Origin of the sequence: Streptomyces sp. NPDC059010, from assembly GCF_042740355.1 — a bacterium.
Lineage (GTDB): Bacteria > Actinomycetota > Actinomycetes > Streptomycetales > Streptomycetaceae > Streptomyces.
Genome location: NZ_JBHYJA010000052.1, coordinates 29,045 through 47,474, shown reverse-complemented (window position 1 = coordinate 47,474; position 18,430 = coordinate 29,045). Strand labels below are relative to the sequence as shown.

16 protein-coding genes and 1 pseudogene are annotated in these 18,430 nt (G+C 69.1%); 14 read left to right on the top strand and 3 right to left on the bottom strand.

Annotated features, from left to right (window positions below):
* Positions 1 to 24: 24 nt before the first annotated feature.
* Positions 25 to 459, top strand: coding sequence for a barstar family protein (locus ACFWYS_RS39075; RefSeq protein WP_384779962.1), 435 nt, complete (start codon positions 25 to 27; stop codon positions 457 to 459).
* Between the two features lie 189 nt (positions 460 to 648).
* Here the strand turns inward: ACFWYS_RS39075 and ACFWYS_RS39070 are convergent.
* Positions 649 to 1,064: pseudogene (locus tag ACFWYS_RS39070) on the bottom strand (site-specific integrase); the annotation flags it as partial.
* Positions 1,065 to 1,410: 346 nt separating this feature from the next.
* Between ACFWYS_RS39070 and ACFWYS_RS39065 the strand changes: the two are divergent.
* From ACFWYS_RS39065 to ACFWYS_RS39055, 3 genes are all read left to right on the top strand, one after another.
* Positions 1,411 to 2,388, top strand: coding sequence for a hypothetical protein (locus ACFWYS_RS39065; protein ID WP_384779959.1), 978 nt, complete (start codon positions 1,411 to 1,413; stop codon positions 2,386 to 2,388).
* Positions 2,389 to 2,575: 187 nt separating this feature from the next.
* Positions 2,576 to 3,958, top strand: a complete 1,383-nt coding sequence (locus ACFWYS_RS39060) for a nitrate/nitrite transporter (RefSeq protein WP_384779956.1) — start codon at positions 2,576 to 2,578, stop codon at positions 3,956 to 3,958.
* A gap of 155 nt (positions 3,959 to 4,113) precedes the next feature.
* On the top strand, positions 4,114 to 5,265 hold the full coding sequence (locus ACFWYS_RS39055; protein WP_384779953.1) for a uroporphyrinogen-III synthase: 1,152 nt from the start codon (positions 4,114 to 4,116) through the stop codon (positions 5,263 to 5,265).
* 81 nt (positions 5,266 to 5,346) lie between these two features.
* Here the strand turns inward: ACFWYS_RS39055 and ACFWYS_RS39050 are convergent, their stop codons facing one another.
* Positions 5,347 to 5,853, bottom strand: a complete 507-nt coding sequence (locus tag ACFWYS_RS39050) for a DUF1772 domain-containing protein (protein WP_384779950.1) — start codon at positions 5,851 to 5,853, stop codon at positions 5,347 to 5,349.
* 320 nt (positions 5,854 to 6,173) lie between these two features.
* Here ACFWYS_RS39050 and ACFWYS_RS39045 point away from each other — a divergent pair, with 320 nt between their 5' ends.
* The 6 genes from ACFWYS_RS39045 (at position 6,174) to ACFWYS_RS39020 (ending at position 13,348) form a co-directional block, all read left to right on the top strand.
* On the top strand, positions 6,174 to 6,770 hold the full coding sequence (locus ACFWYS_RS39045) for a CGNR zinc finger domain-containing protein (protein WP_384779948.1): 597 nt from the start codon (positions 6,174 to 6,176) through the stop codon (positions 6,768 to 6,770).
* Positions 6,771 to 7,089: 319 nt separating this feature from the next.
* Positions 7,090 to 7,611: a sigma-70 family RNA polymerase sigma factor gene (locus tag ACFWYS_RS39040; RefSeq protein WP_010039908.1), complete on the top strand. Its 522-nt coding sequence runs from the start codon at positions 7,090 to 7,092 to the stop codon at positions 7,609 to 7,611.
* A complete protein-coding gene (locus tag ACFWYS_RS39035) occupies positions 7,611 to 8,441 on the top strand; it encodes an anti-sigma factor family protein (protein ID WP_384779945.1) in 831 nt (276 codons plus the stop codon). The genes ACFWYS_RS39040 and ACFWYS_RS39035 overlap by 1 nt, the downstream gene beginning before the upstream one ends.
* Positions 8,442 to 8,510: 69 nt before the next feature.
* Positions 8,511 to 10,922 (top strand): HelD family protein, encoded by a 2,412-nt coding sequence (locus ACFWYS_RS39030; RefSeq protein ID WP_384779942.1) that lies wholly within the window; start codon positions 8,511 to 8,513, stop codon positions 10,920 to 10,922.
* A gap of 331 nt (positions 10,923 to 11,253) precedes the next feature.
* Positions 11,254 to 12,675: an NAD-dependent malic enzyme gene (locus ACFWYS_RS39025; RefSeq protein WP_384779939.1), complete on the top strand. Its 1,422-nt coding sequence runs from the start codon at positions 11,254 to 11,256 to the stop codon at positions 12,673 to 12,675.
* 391 nt (positions 12,676 to 13,066) lie between these two features.
* Positions 13,067 to 13,348, top strand: coding sequence for an HU family DNA-binding protein (locus ACFWYS_RS39020; RefSeq protein WP_004000874.1), 282 nt, complete (start codon positions 13,067 to 13,069; stop codon positions 13,346 to 13,348).
* Between the two features lie 129 nt (positions 13,349 to 13,477).
* Here the strand turns inward: ACFWYS_RS39020 and murA are convergent, their stop codons facing one another.
* Positions 13,478 to 14,818, bottom strand: coding sequence for a UDP-N-acetylglucosamine 1-carboxyvinyltransferase (gene murA, locus ACFWYS_RS39015; RefSeq protein WP_384779936.1), 1,341 nt, complete (start codon positions 14,816 to 14,818; stop codon positions 13,478 to 13,480).
* A gap of 252 nt (positions 14,819 to 15,070) precedes the next feature.
* On the opposite strand from murA, the gene ACFWYS_RS39010 reads away from it, so the two are divergent.
* From ACFWYS_RS39010 to ACFWYS_RS38995, 4 genes are all read left to right on the top strand, one after another.
* Positions 15,071 to 15,643, top strand: coding sequence for a YqgE/AlgH family protein (locus ACFWYS_RS39010; protein WP_272124035.1), 573 nt, complete (start codon positions 15,071 to 15,073; stop codon positions 15,641 to 15,643).
* A 29-nt stretch (positions 15,644 to 15,672) separates the two neighbouring features.
* Positions 15,673 to 15,960, top strand: a complete 288-nt coding sequence (locus ACFWYS_RS39005) for a DUF3039 domain-containing protein (protein WP_384779934.1) — start codon at positions 15,673 to 15,675, stop codon at positions 15,958 to 15,960.
* Positions 15,961 to 16,160: 200 nt separating this feature from the next.
* The gene (locus ACFWYS_RS39000) at positions 16,161 to 17,453 is read left to right on the top strand and encodes an extracellular solute-binding protein (protein WP_384779931.1); all 1,293 of its coding nucleotides are present in this window, start codon (positions 16,161 to 16,163) and stop codon (positions 17,451 to 17,453) included.
* Complete coding sequence (locus tag ACFWYS_RS38995; protein ID WP_384779928.1) at positions 17,450 to 18,430, top strand: carbohydrate ABC transporter permease; 981 nt, start codon at positions 17,450 to 17,452, stop codon at positions 18,428 to 18,430. Before ACFWYS_RS39000 ends, ACFWYS_RS38995 begins: the two co-directional genes overlap by 4 nt.

Here is an 18,430-nt window from a genome sequence, read left to right as displayed (position 1 = left end):
GGGTTGGCGAAAGGTTGAGGGAACGTGCAGTGGCGACCGATCTCTAGTGTCATCCCAGGGCTGTCTGCCCCGCCCTATCTGCTTCCAGAGGTTCGCCAGGATGAGGTCAGGCGTCGCGTAGAAGGCCAGGGATTCGGGGTCCGATGCGTCGATGCCTCACGCTTCCAATCCGAGCGTGACGCCTCTCTAGCGGTTGGGCGGGAGCTTGACTTCCCGAGCTACTTTCGTGGTGGCTGGGATGGGTTCTTCGACTTGCTGTCTGCCGAGTTTCAGGAGAAGCCGCGCCGATTGGTCGTGGGACTTCTGAACTCGGATGTTCTTGCGGGTTGGGATTTGCGCCTGTTCGTCAACACGTCGTGGCATCTTCAGAATGCGTCGGAAACGATCGAATCTGAGGGTGGCGGTGAATGGCAGCTGGAATTCTTCTACTGGGGGACTTGGCGCCCAGAGGGGGAGTGAGGTTGGCCCTCAGCCCGTGATCGCGTCGTGAGCGATAGCGAACTATAGGCCCCGCCGGAGCCTTCCGGTGGGGCCTGTGCGGTGTCTGACGGCAGTAGTTGACGGCAACGTCAGCGGACGATGGCTCCGCACAGTGGCGGGTCGTTGCCGTCGTCGCGGGTCGGATCGTGGCCAACAGGACCGTCGAGCCCCGATGTGGGCGTGACCCAACAGCTCCTTGATCACGACGAGGTTGACGCTGTTCCAGGAGCAGGGTGGCGGTCGAGTGGCGCAGGTCGTGGAGGCGGATGCGCCGGAGCCCGGCCCGGTCAAGGAAGTTGAGGAAGCGGCGGGTGGGGTTGGCTCTTGTTCCTGCTGCTGCTTGTGCTCCTTGAGGGAGTGGGTGCACTCGGTCGGGAGGTCGATGTGGCGTTCGGAGGCTCGGGTTTTGGTGGGCAGGTGGGTGAGGCCGCCGGTTCGGGTGCGCTGGAGTGAGTGGCGGATGGCGGCGGTGCCTGAGTTGGGGGCCAGGTCGTCCCAGTGGAGGCCGAGGAGTTCGCCTTTCGGAGGCCGGTGCGCAGGGCGAGTTCGTACAGTGCGTGCAGCCGGTCGGCCCGAGCTGAGTCGTCGAGGAGTGCGGGGTTCGAGCTCCCCTTCAATATCTGAACTGCGAATCTGGTTTGGCTTATGGGGCCTCACTGGAGCTTTCCGGTGGGGCCCCGCAGGTCATCGGTGTCGACGGTGGCGGAGCTTCGCCAAGCGATGTGATGACGACGGAGGACACCGACTGCTCGGATGCCGGCCGCCTCTCCGCATGATCCGCGAAACCGACACTTCATCCCTGCGGCGAGGTTCCACCAAGACCCTGTGAAGCACCGCCACCCAGGTTCCGACCCTCAGACCCCGTGAAACACTGACGATGGTACGGAAGTGAACGGGGCCCCAGGGTGGCCCGGTGGGGAGTGGACGGCGATGAGTAAGCGGCAAGTGCAGAAGATGCTGCGGCTGATGGCGGGCGGGGGGCCCGTCGAGCTCACCAGTCCCATGGCCTCCGTGAAGAAGCTCGCCACGCTCGCCTTCACCGCCCAGCAGTTCGGGTACGAGTACGTGGACGTACGGCAGAGCGGCGGCCGCAACAACGCGCTCGTCATGATGATCGCGCCCGACCCCAGCCCCCAGGCCCGTGCCCGCGCCGCGCAGAACTGGGCGCAGTATCCGGACGCCCACGACGGGGTCTCCGTACCGCCCCTCGTGCCCGACGCCTTCGAGCTCCTCAAGGCCCGCATCAACTTCGACCTCACCGGCAAGCACGCCGAGAAGCGGATGGGCTACGCGGCCATCGGCCTCACCGTCGGCGCCGGGATCCTGGGGGTGCGGCTCGGCGCGGACGCCGGCGCCTGGGTCGCGGCGTTCCTCACCTGGGCGTTCTTCATGGCGATCGTCGGCATCGGCTTCGCCGTCAACCGCAAGCGCAACGTCAAGTTCGCGGCCCGGCTCCAGGCCGCCGGGTTCATGCCGATCACCGACGAGGGCGGTCGGGTGCGGTATCTGCCGCCGGGTGCGCAGATGCCGGGGCAGTACGCGGGGCAGGCACCCGGGCAGATGCACGGGCAGGGGAACCCCTTCGCCGCCGGGCCCTACGGCCGGCAGGCCCCCGGCGCCTACCCGGGTCAGCCCGCCGCCCAGGCCCCGGGTGCGTACCCTCCCCAGCCCGCCGCCCCGGGCCAGTACGGCAACCAGCCCGCCCCGGGCCCCTACGCCACACCGCAGCAACCCCAGCCCCAGCCGCCCTACGGCCAGCCCCAGCCGCCCTACGGCCAGCCCCAGCAGCCGTACGGCCAGCCGCAGCCCTACCCCCGACAGGCTCCCCAGCAGCAGACCCCCCAGCCCCCATACCCCCAGCCGCCGTACCCCCAGCAGAACCCCCACTGGCAGCCCCCGCAGCGCTGACGCCCCCGTCCCTATATCTCGCCCTTATATAGGGACGACTGCCACAACCTCTCATCCGCCCTTCCCGCCGGGTGAGAGCAAAGTTCCCTTCCGGTCACCCGTCGCCACAGCCCGGAAACGAGCCCTCCCTACCTTCGGGACCAGCCACTCATAGCGAGACCGAGCCCCGAAGCACCGTGGAGGCGTCATGACAGCCCCTAGCACAGCCCCCGCCGCAAGCAGGGGAGGCCGCTGGATCGATCACTGGGACCCCGAGAACGAGACGTTCTGGAACGAGACCGGAGAGAAGATCGCCCGCCGGAACCTCTTCTTCTCCGTCCTCTCCGAGCACATCGGGTTCTCGATCTGGACCCTGTGGTCCGTGATGGTGCTCTTCATGGGACCGGAGTACGGGCTCACCCCCGCCGACAAGTTCTTCATCGTCTCGATGGCCACGCTGGTCGGCGCCATAGTCCGCGTGCCCTACACCTTCGCCGTCGCCATCTTCGGTGGCCGGATGTGGACGGTCATCTCGGCGAGCCTGCTGCTCCTGCCGACGGTCGCCGCGTTCGCCGTGATGGAACCGGGGACCTCGTTCAACACCTTCCTGCTGTGCGCGATGCTGGCCGGCGTCGGTGGCGGTAACTTCGCCTCCTCCATGACCAACATCAACGCCTTCTTCCCCCTGCGCAAGAAGGGGTGGGCGCTCGGGCTCAACGCCGGCGGCGGCAACATCGGCGTACCCGTCGTGCAGCTCGTCGGTCTCGCGGTCATCGGTGCCAGCGGCGGCCCGCGTCTGCTGCTCGGGATCTACATCCCGTTCATCGTGATCGCCGCCGTCCTCGCGTGGCTGAACATGGACAGCATCTCGTCCGTGAAGAACGACACCGGCGCCGCCAAGGACGCCGCGAAGGACGCCCACACCTGGATCATGTCCTTCCTCTACATCGGCACGTTCGGTTCGTTCATCGGCTACAGCTTCGCGTTCGGACTGGTCCTGCAGACCCAGTTCGGCCGTACGCCGCTCCAGTCCGCCTACGTCACCTTCATCGGCCCGCTGCTCGGCTCCCTGATCCGCCCCGTCGGAGGCTGGCTCGCCGACCGGTACGGCGGTGCGAAGATCACGCTGTGGAACTACGTCGCCATGGCCGCCGCGACCGGGGTCGTCGTCGTGGCCTCGATGCAGAAGTCGCTGCCGCTGTTCACCACCGCGTTCATCGCCCTGTTCGTCCTGTCCGGCCTCGGCAACGGCTCGACGTTCAAGATGATCCCCGGCATCTTCCACGCGAAGGCCCTCGCCAAGGGGCTCGAAGGTGAGGAAGCCGCGGTGTACGGCCGCCGGCTCTCCGGTGCCTCCATGGGCCTCATCGGTGCGGTGGGCGCGCTCGGCGGACTCGGCATCAACCTCGCCTTCCGCCAGTCCTTCCTCACCGTGGGCTCCGGCACCGGCGCCTTCGTCTCCTTCCTCGCCTTCTACGGCCTCTGCTTCGTGGTCACCTGGGCCGTATACCTTCGCCGCCCGGCCGCCTCCGAGACCCACGCCACATCAGCGACCGAGGCAAAGCCGCAGCTCAGCTACGCCGAGGTGTGACGTAACACTGCCGACATGAAGTCGAACCGAGCCTGTCACGCACCGTTGACAGGCTCGTTCGGCATGCAGGTGGACCACTCTGGGTGAAGTCAGGAACTCCCTCGGTGCAACCGCCTGGCGCAAGGCACCACAACTCAAGTGCGGGACGAGAGTTTATGTACGACGAACAGCAGCAACCGGAACACGGCCCGCTCGCGGGATTCACCGTGGGCGTGACCGCCGCGCGCCGGGCCGACGAGCTCGGGGCGCTGCTCCAGCGCCGCGGCGCCGCCGTCCTGCACGCCCCTGCCCTGCGGATCGTGCAGCTCGCCGACGACAGTGAGCTGCTGGCCGCCACCAAGGAGATCATCCAGCGCACGCCCGATGTCGTGGTCGCCACGACCGCCATCGGGTTCCGGGGCTGGATCGAGGCCGCCGACGGGTGGGGACTGGGCGAGGACCTGCTGGCGCGGCTGCGCGGGGTCGAGCTGCTCGCGCGCGGGCCGAAGGTGAAGGGCGCGGTCCGCGCCGCCGGGCTGACCGAGGACTGGTCGCCGTCCAGCGAGTCCATGGCCGAGGTGCTGGACCGGCTGCTGGAGGAGGGCGTCGACGGGCGCCGTATCGCCATCCAGCTGCACGGTGAGCCGCTGCCCGGGTTCGTGGAGGCGTTGCGGGCCGGGGGAGCGGAGGTGCTCGGGGTGCCGGTGTACCGGTGGCTGCCGCCGGAGGACATCGGCCCGGTCGACCGGCTGCTGGACGCCGCCGTGTCCCGTGGCGTCGACGCCATCACCTTCACCAGCGCCCCGGCCGCGGCCTCGCTGCTGTCGCGGGCCGAGGAACGCGGGCTCCTTCCCGAACTGCTCTCCGCCCTCCACCACGACGTCGTTCCGGCCTGCGTCGGTCCGGTCACCGCGCTGCCGTTGCAGGCCCGCGGCGTCGACACGGTCCAGCCCCAGCGCTTCCGGCTCGGGCCGCTGGTCCAGCTGCTGTGCCAGGAGCTGCCGACCCGGTCGCGCTCGCTGCCGATCGCCGGGCACCGGGTGGAGATCCGCGGTCACGCGGTTCTGGTCGACGGGGCGCTGCGTCCCGTGCCGCCCGCGGGCATGTCCCTGCTGCGGGCCCTGTCCCGGCGGCCGGGATGGGTGGTGGCGCGGGCGGAACTGCTGCGGGCCCTGCCGGGAGCCGGCCGCGATGAGCATGCGGTGGAGACCGCGATGGCCCGGCTGCGGACGGCTCTCGGGGCGCCGAAGCTGATCCAGACGGTGGTGAAGCGGGGGTATCGCCTGGCGTTGGATCCGGCGGCGGACGCGAAGTACGCGGACGCGTGAGCGAGGCACCCGGCGTCGGTGTCGCCCTCGCCGGGGGCTGCCGCCCCCAGACCCCCGCTTCGGCCCTGAAGGGCCTCGTCCTCAGACGCCGGACGGGCTGAGAGATACCGACCGACCCCGGCCGTATCCCACCAGCGCCCTCGCCAAGCACCCCGACGCCACCGTGGACAAAGCCCCCCGCACCCCGTTCCACACCACCCAGGGCCCCTCGAACTCCTCCCGCAGCGCCCCCGGATCACCGGCCCCCGCAAGCCCGTCGTTCAGCGGGATGTTGAAGGCGACCGTGACCACGAAGGCCAGCGCGTACGCGGCCGTCGCCGCCCACACCCAGCGCCGGTACGGCTCCCCGCGCAACTGCCACGCGGACACCGCCGTCAGCACCAGCGCCCCGAGGAAGCTCAGCAGGAACACCGGGTTCTGGATGACGTCGTTGATGTCGCGCATGACCTCGACGTAGACCCGGTCGTCGCTGCGCGCCAGCCCCGGCATCACCGCGCAGGCGAAGACATAGAAGGCCCCGGCGATCAGGCCCATGGCGACCGTGGCCGCGCCCAGTACGGTTCCGGCGATCCTGTCGTTTCGTGTCATGCCCCTCAGTCAACGGACCCGGCCGCTCCCGGAACATGGCCGTCACGCGCAGCCGCACACGCGGTCGTCCAGCGCCCCTCGACCGGTACGAGGGGTTCCGGCCCCGAGAGCGGGCAGGCACTGTTAGAGGGAAACGGTCCCCCAGCCCTCCTGACGGCAGCACGGCACGCTCGGCAGCACGGCACGCACCATTCCGGCACGCACCAATTCAGGGCCCGCACCAATTCAGGGCACGCACAGCATTCACGGCATTTCACGGCACGCACGGCACCTCACCGACCCCTCCTGACCGGGCTAACCCCCTAGGCGGTGACAGGCACATGGCACTGGCTACGGCCACGGACGCGTACGAGCTGCGGTTCGACGCCGGGCGGATCTGTCTGGATCTCCTCGCGACCACGCACCCCGAGGAACGGTTCGACTCGGCGGAGGTGCTGCGCACCTGGATCGCGCGGTCCGGACTCGTCCCGCCGGACACCCCGCTCGCCCACGCCGACGCCACCTGGCTCGTCGGGTTCCGTGAACTGCGCGGACTCGTCGGCCAGTTGGTGCGCGGGGGTCTCAATCCCGAGCCCTGGCCGTCGTACGACATCGCGCTCGCCCGGGTGAACGACATCGCCCGTGCCGCGCCGCCCGCCCCGCGTGCCGTACGCCGTGAAGACGGCACTCTCGTACGTGAGTTGGATCACCCGCCCGAGTGCGCCGCCCTGCTCGGTGCCGTCGCCCGGGACGCTCTGGAACTGCTCACCGACCCCGTCGCGCGGGCCGGTCTGAGGGAGTGCGAGGGCGACAACTGTCCGATCGTTTATCTCGATACGTCCCGGGGGCGCAGGAGGCGTTGGTGCTCCAGTGAGGTCTGCGGGAACCGGGAAAGAGTCGCCCGGCATCGTCGCCGTGCCGCTCTCTCGCGCGCCTGACAGTCCGTTATGCGGCTTCTGTGAAACGGCTGTCGAAGTGATTTCGATTACACGTCGTTTACCTACGCCACCGTAGGGAAGCCGCGGATCGATCTTGCCGATGTGGTGGAAATGTAAAGATCGCACGGTGGGAATGTGCTGCCATGTCCCGCTCGTCACGTCATCCCGAAGAAAAGTGTCGCCTCACTTTGAACACCCAACGGACCGCTTGCGTATGGGTGATCGAGCGACCGACTGGGGGAACCCCCGGACATCGGAGGTGGGCGTGCGCAAGGATTCCGTCGTGGCCAATGAACGTGGATCGAGGGCCCGACATCGCATGTCCCAGCCCTCGGAACCTGATGAGGAGCTGATGCGTGCGCTGTACAGAGAGCACGCCGGACCCCTCCTTGCGTATGTCCTTCGACTGGTCGCCGGTGATCGGCAACGAGCAGAGGACGTCGTGCAGGAGACGCTCATCCGTGCCTGGAAGAACGCCGGACAGCTCAATCGAGCGACCGGATCGGTACGCCCCTGGCTGGTGACGGTCGCCCGGCGCATCGTCATCGACGGCCACCGCAGCCGGCAGGCCCGGCCGCAGGAGGTCGATCCGTCGCCGCTGGAGGTCATCCCCGCGGAGGACGAGATCGACAAGGCGCTGTGGCTGATGACGCTGTCGGACGCACTCGACGACCTGACGCCCGCCCACCGCGAGGTGCTCGTCGAGACGTACTTCAAGGGACGTACCGTCAACGAAGCGGCCGAGACGCTGGGCATACCCAGCGGAACCGTCCGCTCCAGGGTGTTCTACGCCCTGCGGTCGATGAAGCTGGCTCTGGAGGAGCGGGGGGTGACGGCGTGATGAGTGTTTACGGGGGAAACCAGGGATTCGGGATGGGCGGTTCGGGTATGTCTGGACCCATGCAGGGACATCCGGTTCCGAGCGAGCACGAGACCGTCGGCGCCTATGCCCTCGGGATTCTCGACGACGCCGAGGCAACCGCTTTCGAGGCACATCTCGCGACCTGCGAATGGTGCGCCCAGCAACTGGACGAGCTCGCCGGGATGGAACCGATGCTGGCCGCGCTCGCGGACCTGCCCGGTTCCGGGTCGCCCGCCATCGGCGAGTCCCTGTCGGCGAAGCCCAGCCCGCGGCTGGTGAACAAGCTGGTCGACGAGGTCGCCGAGCGCCGCGCCCAGAAGCGCCGGCGCAGCTTCTACATGGTGGCCGCGGCGGCCGCGCTGATCGTCGGCGGCCCGTTCGCCGCGATGGCGGCGAGTGGCGGAGACAGCGGCGGTGCCGAGGGCAACCGGGTCCTGTCGACCGCCAACCCCGCCAAGGACCTGTTCACCGGCATCAAGAACAAGGTCTCGGGCAGCGACTCCAAGACCGGGGTCAGCGCGACCGTCGCCCTGGACGAGAAGCCCTGGGGCATCCAGACCGGTCTTGAGCTCAAGGGCGTCAAGGGGCCGCTCAAGTGCTCCCTGATCTTCGTCGGCAAGGACGGCCAGCGCGAGACGGCCGCCTCCTGGTCCGTCCCGAAGTGGGGCTACGGCATTCCGGACGCCAAGACCGAACAGGCCAGGAACCCGCTCTACGTCAGTGGCGGCGTGTCCATGGCCCCGGACGACGTCGATCATGTCGAGGTCATGGACTTCGACGGAAACAAGCTCGTCGAGGTCGACGTGTAGTCGCCGTAGCTTTTCCGGGTCCCCTTCGCGTACGGTTGACGGCTGCCCAGCACGTCAGAAGGGGGCCCGGTGGCCGCTCAGGCTCAACAGGAAACCGCGCTCGAAGACTCCCTCAGAGATCGCGAGATCAGCGTCGAACAGGAACACCTGGACCGGGTGTACCGACGCCTTGAGGAGAAGATCCACGAGGCCGAGTTCCTCATGAACGACGCGGCCAAACGCGGCCAGGTCGGCACGCCCGGAGCGCTCGCCGAGCGGGACGCCCAGGTCTTCCGGGCCGGCGTCCACCTCAACCGGCTCAACAACGAGTTCGAGGACTTCCTCTTCGGCCGGATCGACCTGCTGCTCGGCAAGGACGGCAAGAAGGGGCCCGACGGCGCCTACACCGCCGTCGAGCCCGCCGAGGGCGCGGTCCGCGACGACAACACCGCCGACATCGCCGAGACCCTGCACATCGGCCGCATCGGTGTGCTCGACCAGGACTACGCCCCGCTGGTCATCGACTGGCGGGCCCCGGCCGCCGCGCCCTTCTACCGCTCCACCCCGGTCGATCCGGGGCGGGTCGTACGGCGCCGGGTCATCCGCTCCAAGGGCCGCCGCGTGCTGGGCGTCGAGGACGACCTCATGCGCCCCGAGCTCAAGGCCTTCCTCGACGGCCGCGAACTGGCCGTCATCGGCGACGGCGCCCTCATGGCCGCCCTCGGCCAGGCCCGCGGCCACACCATGCGGGACATCGTCGCGTCCATCCAGGCCGAGCAGGACCTGGTCATCCGCGCCCCCGCCGCCTCGGTGACGTACGTCGAGGGCGGGCCCGGCACCGGCAAGACCGCCGTCGCCCTGCACCGCGCCGCCTACCTGCTCTACCAGGACCGGCGCCGCTACGCCGGCGGCATCCTGATCGTCTCGCCGACCCCGCTGCTGGTGGCGTACACCGAGGGTGTGCTCCCGTCGCTCGGCGAGGAGGGCCAGGTCGCCATCCGCGCCATCGGCTCCCTGGTCGACGGCGCCGAGGCCACCCTGTACGACTCCCCGTCCACGGCCCGCGCCAAGGGCTCGTACCGCATGCTCAAGGTGCTGCGGAAGGCGGCGCGCGGCGCGCTGGAGCTGGGGCCGGGCGGCGCGGCCGCTCCCGGCCGACGGGCCTCCGGTCACGCGGGGGCGAACGGCACGGGCCAGCTCGCCTTCGGTGACGACGGCGACACGGACACCGCCGCTTCCCCGCAGACCCCCGCCGGACCGCCCACCCGGCTGCGCGTCGTCGCCTTCGGGCGCCGCCTTGAGCTGGAGGCCGACGCGCTGGACCGTATCCGCCGCAACGCCCTCAGCGGCACGGCACCCGTGAACCTGCTGCGCCCGCGTGCCCGCAAGCTGCTGCTCGACGCCCTCTGGGAGAAGTCCGGCGGTCCGAGCCGCCACAGTGACCCCGAGCTCGCCGCCGAACTGCGCTCCTCCTTCGACGAGGACGTGACCACGGAGGACAGCTTCATCGGCTTCCTCGACGCCTGGTGGCCGGAGCTCACCCCGAAGGCGGTCCTGGCGGCCATGGCCGACGAGCGTCGCCTCGGCCGCTGGGCCCGCCGGATCCTCAACCCCGGCGAGGTCCGCAAGGTGGCCCGCTCCCTCAAGCGGGACGGCCTCACCGTGCACGACATCGCCATGCTGGACGAGCTCCAGGCCGTCCTCGGCGTCCCGGCCCGCCCGAGGAAGAAGCGCGAGCTGGACCCGCTCGACCAGCTCACCGGCCTTGAGGAGCTGATGCCGGTGCGCGAGGAGACGCAGCGCGAGCGCGCCGAGCGGCTGGCGGCCGAGCGCACCGAGTACGCCCACGTCATCGTGGACGAGGCCCAGGACCTCACGCCGATGCAGTGGCGGATGGTCGGGCGCCGGGGCCGGCACGCCACCTGGACGATCGTCGGCGACCCGGCCCAGTCGTCCTGGTCCGACGTGGACGAGGCGGCCGAGGCACGCGACGAGGCCCTCGGCACCCGCCCGCGCCGCCGCTTCCAGCTCACCGTGAACTACCGCAACCCGGCCGAGATCGCCGACCTCGCGGCCAAGGTCCTGGCCCTCGCCATGCCGGGCTCGACGGCCCCGTCGGCGGTGCGCTCCACCGGCGTACAGCCGCGCTTCACGGGCGTGCGGGATTCCCTCGCGCAGACGGTCCGGGAGGAGGCCGCCCGCCTCCTCGACCAGGTCGACGGGACGGTCGGCGTGGTGGTCGCCATGCAGCGGCGCGAGGAGGCGGCCAAGTGGCTGGCCGGACTCGGCGACCGGGTGGTGGCGCTCGGCAGCCTGGAGGCCAAGGGCCTGGAGTACGACGCCACGATCGTCGTCTCCCCGGCGGAGATCGCGGACGAGTCCCCGGCCGGCCTGCGCGTGCTCTACGTCGCGCTGACCCGGGCCACCCAGCAGCTGACGGTGGTGTCGAGCGAGCGGGACGAGCCGGACGCGTCCGGGGTGCCGGACCTGCTCCGGGATTGATCCGGATGCGCCATCGAGCGGATGAACCCACCGGGACGGGAATGGCCTTACGGGATCGGTTTGTTAGCCTGGGTGTGGCACCGGCTCGATCCAAGCCCCCGGGCCCAACCTTCGTCGCTACGAGCGACCACTTGCCGCGAGGCGAGCATGGCGGGCCGGTGTCATGAACGATGGAAAGGGACCCACGTCACCATGTGACGTGGGTCCCTTTTCTTGGGAAGACGTGGCGAACAATACGTTCGCAATCCACGACCGGCTAACTCCTACTCAGCGGTAGGTGCGACGATCGGACGGCATACCAGCCACACGGTGAAAGCAGAGGAAGTCGGCCATGGCAACGGCGCCCAGCGTCTCCTACTCGATGACGGTCCGGCTGGAGGTGCCCGCGAGCGGAACCGCGGTCTCCCAGCTCACCACGGCCGTGGAGTCCCACGGAGGCTCGGTCACCGGCCTCGACGTCACCGCCTCCGGGCACGAGAAGCTCCGGATCGACGTCACCATCGCCGCGACCTCCACCGCGCACGCCGACGAGATCGTCGAGCAGCTGCGCACCATCGAGGGCGTCACGCTGGGCAAGGTCTCGGACCGTACGTTCCTGATGCACCTCGGCGGCAAGATCGAGATGGCGTCCAAGCACCCCATCCGCAACCGTGACGACCTGTCCATGGTCTACACGCCCGGCGTGGCCCGCGTCTGCATGGCCATCGCCGAGAACCCCGAGGACGCCCGCCGCCTCACCATCAAGCGCAACTCCGTTGCGGTCGTGACGGACGGCTCGGCCGTGCTGGGCCTGGGCAACATCGGCCCGAAGGCCGCGCTGCCCGTGATGGAGGGCAAGGCGGCCCTCTTCAAGCGGTTCGCCGGCATCGACGCCTGGCCGATCTGCCTCGACACCCAGGACACCGACGCGATCGTCGAGATCGTCAAGGCGATCGCCCCGGGCTTCGCGGGCATCAACCTGGAGGACATCTCCGCGCCCCGCTGCTTCGAGATCGAGGCGCGGCTGCGTGAGGCCCTCGACATCCCCGTCTTCCACGACGACCAGCACGGCACCGCGATCGTCGTCCTGGCCGCCCTCACCAACGCACTTCGCGTGGCGGGCAAGGCCATCGAGAACATCCGCGTCGTCATGTCCGGTGCCGGCGCCGCCGGTACGGCCATCCTCAAGCTGCTGCTCGCCGCGGGCGTGAAGAACGCCGTCGTCGCCGACATCCACGGCGTCGTGCACGCGGGCCGCGAGGACCTGGTGGACGCCGCGGCCGACTCGCCGCTGCGCTGGATCGCCGACAACACCAACCCCGAGGGCCTGACCGGCACGCTGAAGGAGGCCGTGCGCGGCGCCGACGTCTTCATCGGCGTCTCCGCCCCGAACGTGCTCGACGGCGACGACGTGGCCGCCATGGCCGAAAACGCGATCGTGTTCGCGCTCGCGAACCCGGACCCCGAGGTCGACCCGGCAATCGCCCGTCAGACGGCCGCAGTTGTGGCCACGGGCCGCTCCGACTTCCCGAACCAGATCAACAACGTGCTGGTCTTCCCGGGTGTCTTCCGCGGTCTGCTGGACGCTCAGTCCCGCACGGTCAACACCGACATGATGCTCGCGGCCGCGAAGGCGCTGGCGGACGTGGTGACCGAGGACGAGCTGAACCCGAACTACATCATCCCCAGCGTCTTCAACGACAAGGTCGCCGGCGCGGTGGCCGGGGCGGTGCGGGAAGCCGCGAAGGCGGTGTCCGCGACGTCGGCCGAGTAGCCGGCCGGTGACGGTGCCTCACAGCCCGGGAAGGGCCCCGGAACAGCCCGGAATGGCCCGAAAAGTGTGTGTGGGCTGTGAGGATCGCCACGGCAAGCCCTTGTGACGGCGCGTCGTGGAACCTGGGGCCTCCGACAGCCGTTTATCGTGACGGCCAAGCTCAGGCCCTCTCTTCGTGTGACTCCCAAGGGTGTTCTCACGACTCCTCCGGGCGCCGGATTGGCTTTCCCGCCGCAGGTAGGGGCAGGATGCGTCCCTGGGCGCGAGGGTCAGACCAAGGACCCGGGTCCGGGGACCCACCGAGGACCCTGGCAGCATCGACATCGCTGTGCCCGACATGCGGCTCCGCCGCGTGGCACGCCTCAAGGCAAATGAACACGGGAGTAACAACATGAACCGCAGTGAGCTGGTGGCCGCGCTGGCCGACCGCGCCGAGGTGACCCGCAAGGACGCCGACGCCGTGCTGGCCGCGTTCGCCGAGGTCGTCGGCGACATCGTCTCCAAGGGCGACGAGAAGGTCACGATCCCCGGCTTCCTGACCTTCGAGCGCACCCACCGTGCCGCTCGCACCGCCCGCAACCCGCAGACCGGCGACCCGATCCAGATCCCGGCCGGGTACAGCGTGAAGGTCTCCGCGGGCTCCAAGCTCAAGGAAGCCGCGAAGGGCAAGTGACCTTGCCGTCTGTATGCCACGGGACGGCGTACGGCTTGTAGAACGCCAATGGGGCGGCCCCCGGTTATCGGGTGCCGCCCCATCGTGGTTTCGCTTGCCAACGGCCTCATGCGCCGGCCGGGCTGGGGGCTACCCCAGCGCCTTGCCCGGCAGTTCGACCTTCGCGCCCAGCTCGACGAGCTTCTCCATGAAGTTCTCGTAGCCGCGGTTGATGAGGTCGATGCCGTGGACCCGGGACGTGCCCTGGGCGGCCAGGGCCGCGATGAGGTACGAGAAGCCGCCGCGGAGGTCGGGGATGACCAGGTCGGCGCCCTGGAGCTTCGTGGGGCCCGAGACGACCGCGGAGTGTAGGAAGTTGCGCTGGCCGAAGCGGCAGTCGGAGCTGCCCAGGCACTCGCGGTAGAGCTGGATGTGGGCGCCCATCTGGTTCAGCGCGGAGGTGAAGCCGAGGCGGGACTCGTAGACCGTCTCGTGGATGATCGACAGGCCCGTCGCCTGCGTCAGGGCCACCACCAGCGGCTGCTGCCAGTCCGTCTGGAAGCCCGGGTGCACGTCCGTTTCGAGCGCGATGGACTTCAACTGGCCACCGGGGTGCCAGAAACGGATGCCCTCGTCGTCGATCTCGAAGGCACCGCCCACCTTCCGGTAGGTGTTGAGGAACGTCATCATCGAGCGCTGCTGGGCGCCACGGACGTAGATGTTGCCCTCGGTCGCCAGCGCCGCGGACGCCCAGGAGGCGGCCTCCAGCCGGTCCGGCAGGGCGCGGTGGTTGTAGCCGCCCAGCTTGTCCACACCGGTGATGCGGATCGTGCGGTCGGTGTCCATCGCGATGATGGCGCCCATCTTCTGCAGAACGCAGATGAGGTCCTCGATCTCCGGCTCCACGGCCGCGTTCGACAGGACGGTGACGCCTTCGGCGAGCACGGCCGTCAGCAGCACCTGCTCGGTCGCGCCGACAGACGGGTACGGCAGCCGGATCTTCGTGCCGCGCAGCCGCTGCGGGGCCTCCAGGTACTGCCCGTCCGCCCGCTTCTCGATCGTCGCGCCGAACTGGCGCAGCACCTCGAAGTGGAAGTCGATGGGCCGGCCGCCGATGTCGCAGCCGCCGAGACCGGGGATGAAGGCGTGGCCGAGGCGGTGCAGCAGCGGGCCGCAGAACAGGATCGGGATACGGCTCGAACCCGCGTGGGCATCGATGTCAGCGACGTTCGCGCTCTCCACGTGCGACGGGTCCATCACCAACTCGCCGGGTTCCTCACCCGGACGGACCGTCACCCCGTGCAGCTGGAGCAGGCCGCGTACGACACGGACGTCACGAATGTCCGGCACGTTGCGCAGTCGACTTGGCTCGCCGCCCAGCAGAGCGGCGACCATCGCCTTCGGTACGAGGTTCTTCGCACCGCGGACACGGATCTCGCCCTCCAGCGGGGTTCCGCCGTGGACAAGCAGGACATCGTCGTTGACGGTCATGTATCTCGCGTTCCGATGAGTTGGGCAGGGGCCAGGAGGGAAAGGGTAATCGCCGCCGACCCCCCTTCAGTAAGCCCAAGACCGGCTCAGGTACGTCATAGCTCTGTCACAACACGAACGGTTCCGCGTCGGGCACGAGCGGTGACCATGGCGGCCGTGCGCCGTGGACGCTTCTTTCCGCCCTGAGCTGCGTTCACGCGCGAACCGGGATTGCCTCCCCAAGGGAAGGGAAGATGCGGGATCATGTCTGGCATGACCGAGGTGTCCTCGCTCACAGGGCGGCTGCTCGTGGCAACGCCCGCCCTGGCGGACCCGAACTTCGACCGCGCGGTGGTGCTCCTTCTCGACCACGACGAGGAGGGCTCCCTCGGTGTCGTCCTCAACCGTCCGACCCCCGTCGACGTGGGCGACATCCTGGAGGGCTGGGCGGACCTCGCCGGCGAGCCCGGCGTCGTCTTCCAGGGCGGCCCGGTGTCCCTCGACTCGGCGCTCGGCGTCGCCGTCATCCCCGGTGACTCGACCGGCGAGAGCGCCCCGCTGGGCTGGCGCCGGGTGCATGGCGCGATCGGGCTCGTGGACCTGGAGGCCCCGCCGGAACTGCTCGCCTCGGCCGTCGGCAGTCTGAGAATCTTCGCCGGATACGCCGGCTGGGGGCCCGGCCAGCTGGAGGACGAGCTGGTCGAGGGCGCCTGGTACGTCGTCGAGTCCGAGCCGGGCGACGTCTCCTCGCCGTCCCCGGAACGGCTGTGGCGCGAGGTGCTGCGCCGCCAGCGCAACGAGCTCGCGATGGTGGCCACGTACCCGGACGACCCTTCGCTCAACTGAAACAGGTCAGCTTCAGTACTCTTGGCGTTATGAGCACTCTTGAGCCCGAGCGCGGGACTGGTACGGGGACCCTCGTAGAGCCGACGCCACAGGTGTCCCACGGCGACGGTGACCACGAGCGCTTCGCCCACTACGTCCAGAAGGACAAGATCATGGCGAGCGCCCTCGACGGCACCCCCGTCGTGGCGCTCTGCGGCAAGGTCTGGGTGCCTGGTCGCGACCCGAAGAAGTACCCGGTGTGCCCCATGTGCAAGGAGATCTTCGAGTCCATGGGTGCGGGCGGCGACGACAAGGGCAAGGGCGGCGACAAGAAGTAGTCCTGCCTTCGGCCTGAGGTTCTTTTCGAGGCCCCCGGGGCGCGTTCCAGCGCGCCCCGGGGGCTTTTGCCGTGTCACGAATGTTGTGTCACGAAGTGGTTGAGACCTCTTGTCGGCATGTTCATGTAGTCCATAGCCTCCGTTGTGCAGAGCGAAACAGTCATTGCACATGTTGCAACGCACTCTCGGAGGGCCACTCCATGAAGCTGTCCCCACGCCTCGCCGTCCTGCTCTCGGCCCTGGTCGTCACGGCCTGCGCCCCCCAGACCTCCGACAACTCCGCCTCCGACAAGGACGAGAAGAGCGGCACCCTGCGTGTGTGGCTCTTCCAGGAGGTCGGCAACCAGCCCAAGGAGAAGGTCGTCGACTCCGTCGTCGCCGCCTTCGAGAAGGAGCACACGGGCACGAAGGTCGAGGTCGAGTACATCCCGGTCGAGACCCGCGCCCAGCGCGTCAAGGCCGCCTTCAACGACCCGAAGTCCGCTCCCGACGTCATCGAGTACGGCAACACCGACACCGCCGGCTATGTGAAGGACGGCGGACTCCTCGACGTCACGAAGGAGTTCGGCGACTGGAGCGAGGCGAAGGACACCGACCCCACGGCCAGGCAGTCCGTCACCGTGGACGGCAAGGTCTACGGCGCGCCCTTCTACGTCGGTGTCCGCGCCCTGTACTACCGCACCGACATCTTCGAGAACCTCGGCCTCGAAGTGCCGAAGACCATGGCCGAGTTGGCGACCGCGGCCCGCAAGATCCGCGCCGCCGAGCCCGAGCTGTACGGGCTCGTGGTGGGCGGGGCGTACACCTACGGCGCGATGCCGTTCGTCTGGGCCAACGGCGGTGAGATCGCCACCGGCAAGGGCGGCTCGTACGCCTCGGCGATCGACAGTCCGGCCGCCCAGAAGGGCATCAAGGCGTACACCTCCCTCTTCTCCGACGACAACTGTCCCGCCGCCAAGTGCGCCGGCATGGGCGGCAACGACACGGTCACCGCGTTCGCGGCCGGCAAGGCGGGCATGGCGATCGGAGGCGACTTCAGCCATGCCGCGGTGGAGGCCGGGAAGGTGAAGGGCAAGTACGCGGTGGTGCCGCTGCCGGGAGTGAAGGCCGGGTCCGTCGCGCCGGCCTTCGCCGGGGGCAACAACATCGGGGTGCTGAAGAGCACGTCGCACCGGACGCTGGCGGTTCGGCTGATGGAGCGGTTGACGTCCAAGAAGACCCAGGCCTCCATGTTCGAGGCGATGGGCTTCCTGCCGACGTTCGGGGACGTGCGGGAGAAGGCGGCGAAGGAGGAGCCGTTCGTGAAGCCGTTCGTCGAGACCCTGTCGTCGGGGACGAAGTTCGTTCCCGCCTCGCCCGCGTGGTCCGAGATCGACTCGTCGCTCGTGCTGCCGACGATGTTCCAGGAGGTCATCAGCGGTAAGAAGGATGTCGCCGGGGCTTCGGGGGATGCGGCGAAGAAGATGGACGCTGCGTTTGGCTCCGCCGGATGACGCCGGTGACGCCTAATAGCTCGGGGGTCGTGGAGCGTCGGCGGGTGCGGGTGGATCGTGGTTTCTCGCGCAGTTCCCCGCGCCCCCAGGAGCGTCCCCGTCGCCGGAATCAGAAGACACCCTGGCTCTATCTCGCCCCCGCCCTGGTCGTGCTCGGTGGGCTGCTCGTCTATCCCGTCTATCAGCTCGGGCTGATCTCGTTCTTCGAGTACACGCAGGCCCAGGTCAGTGGCGGTGAACCCACCACCTTCCAAGGGTTCGGGAACTACTCGGCGCTGTTCTCGGACCCGCAGTTCTGGCAGGTGCTGCTGGCGACCGTGCTGTTCGCGGCAGCGTGCGTCGTGTCCACCCTCGCCGTCGGGTGTGCGCTCGCCGTGCTGCTCACGCGCGTGCGTGCCGTGCCGCGGCTGGCGCTGATGCTGGCCGCGTTGGGGGCGTGGGCGACGCCTGCCATCACCGGGTCGACGGTGTGGCTGTTCCTGTTCGACCCGGACTTCGGGCCGGTGAACCGCATGCTCGGGCTCGGTGACTTCTCCTGGACGTACGGGCGCCTCAGCGCCTTCTTCCTCGTCCTGCTCGAAGTGGTGTGGTGCTCCTTTCCGTTCGTGATGGTCACCGTGTACGCCGGGATTCGTGCCGTGCCCGCCGAGGTGCTGGAGGCCGCCGCGCTGGACGGCGCCTCGCAGTGGCGGATCTGGCGGTCGGTGCTGGCGCCGATGCTGCGGCCGATCCTGGTGGTCGTGACCATCCAGTCGGTCATCTGGGACTTCAAGGTCTTCACGCAGATCTACGTCATGACGAACGGCGGCGGCATCGCGGGGCAGAACCTCGTGCTGAACGTGTACGCCTATCAGAAGGCGTTCGCTTCCTCGCAGTACAGCCTGGGCTCGGCGATCGGCGTGGTGATGCTGCTGATCCTGCTGGCGGTGACGCTGGTGTATCTGCGGTTGCTGCGCAGGCAGGGGGAGGAGCTGTGA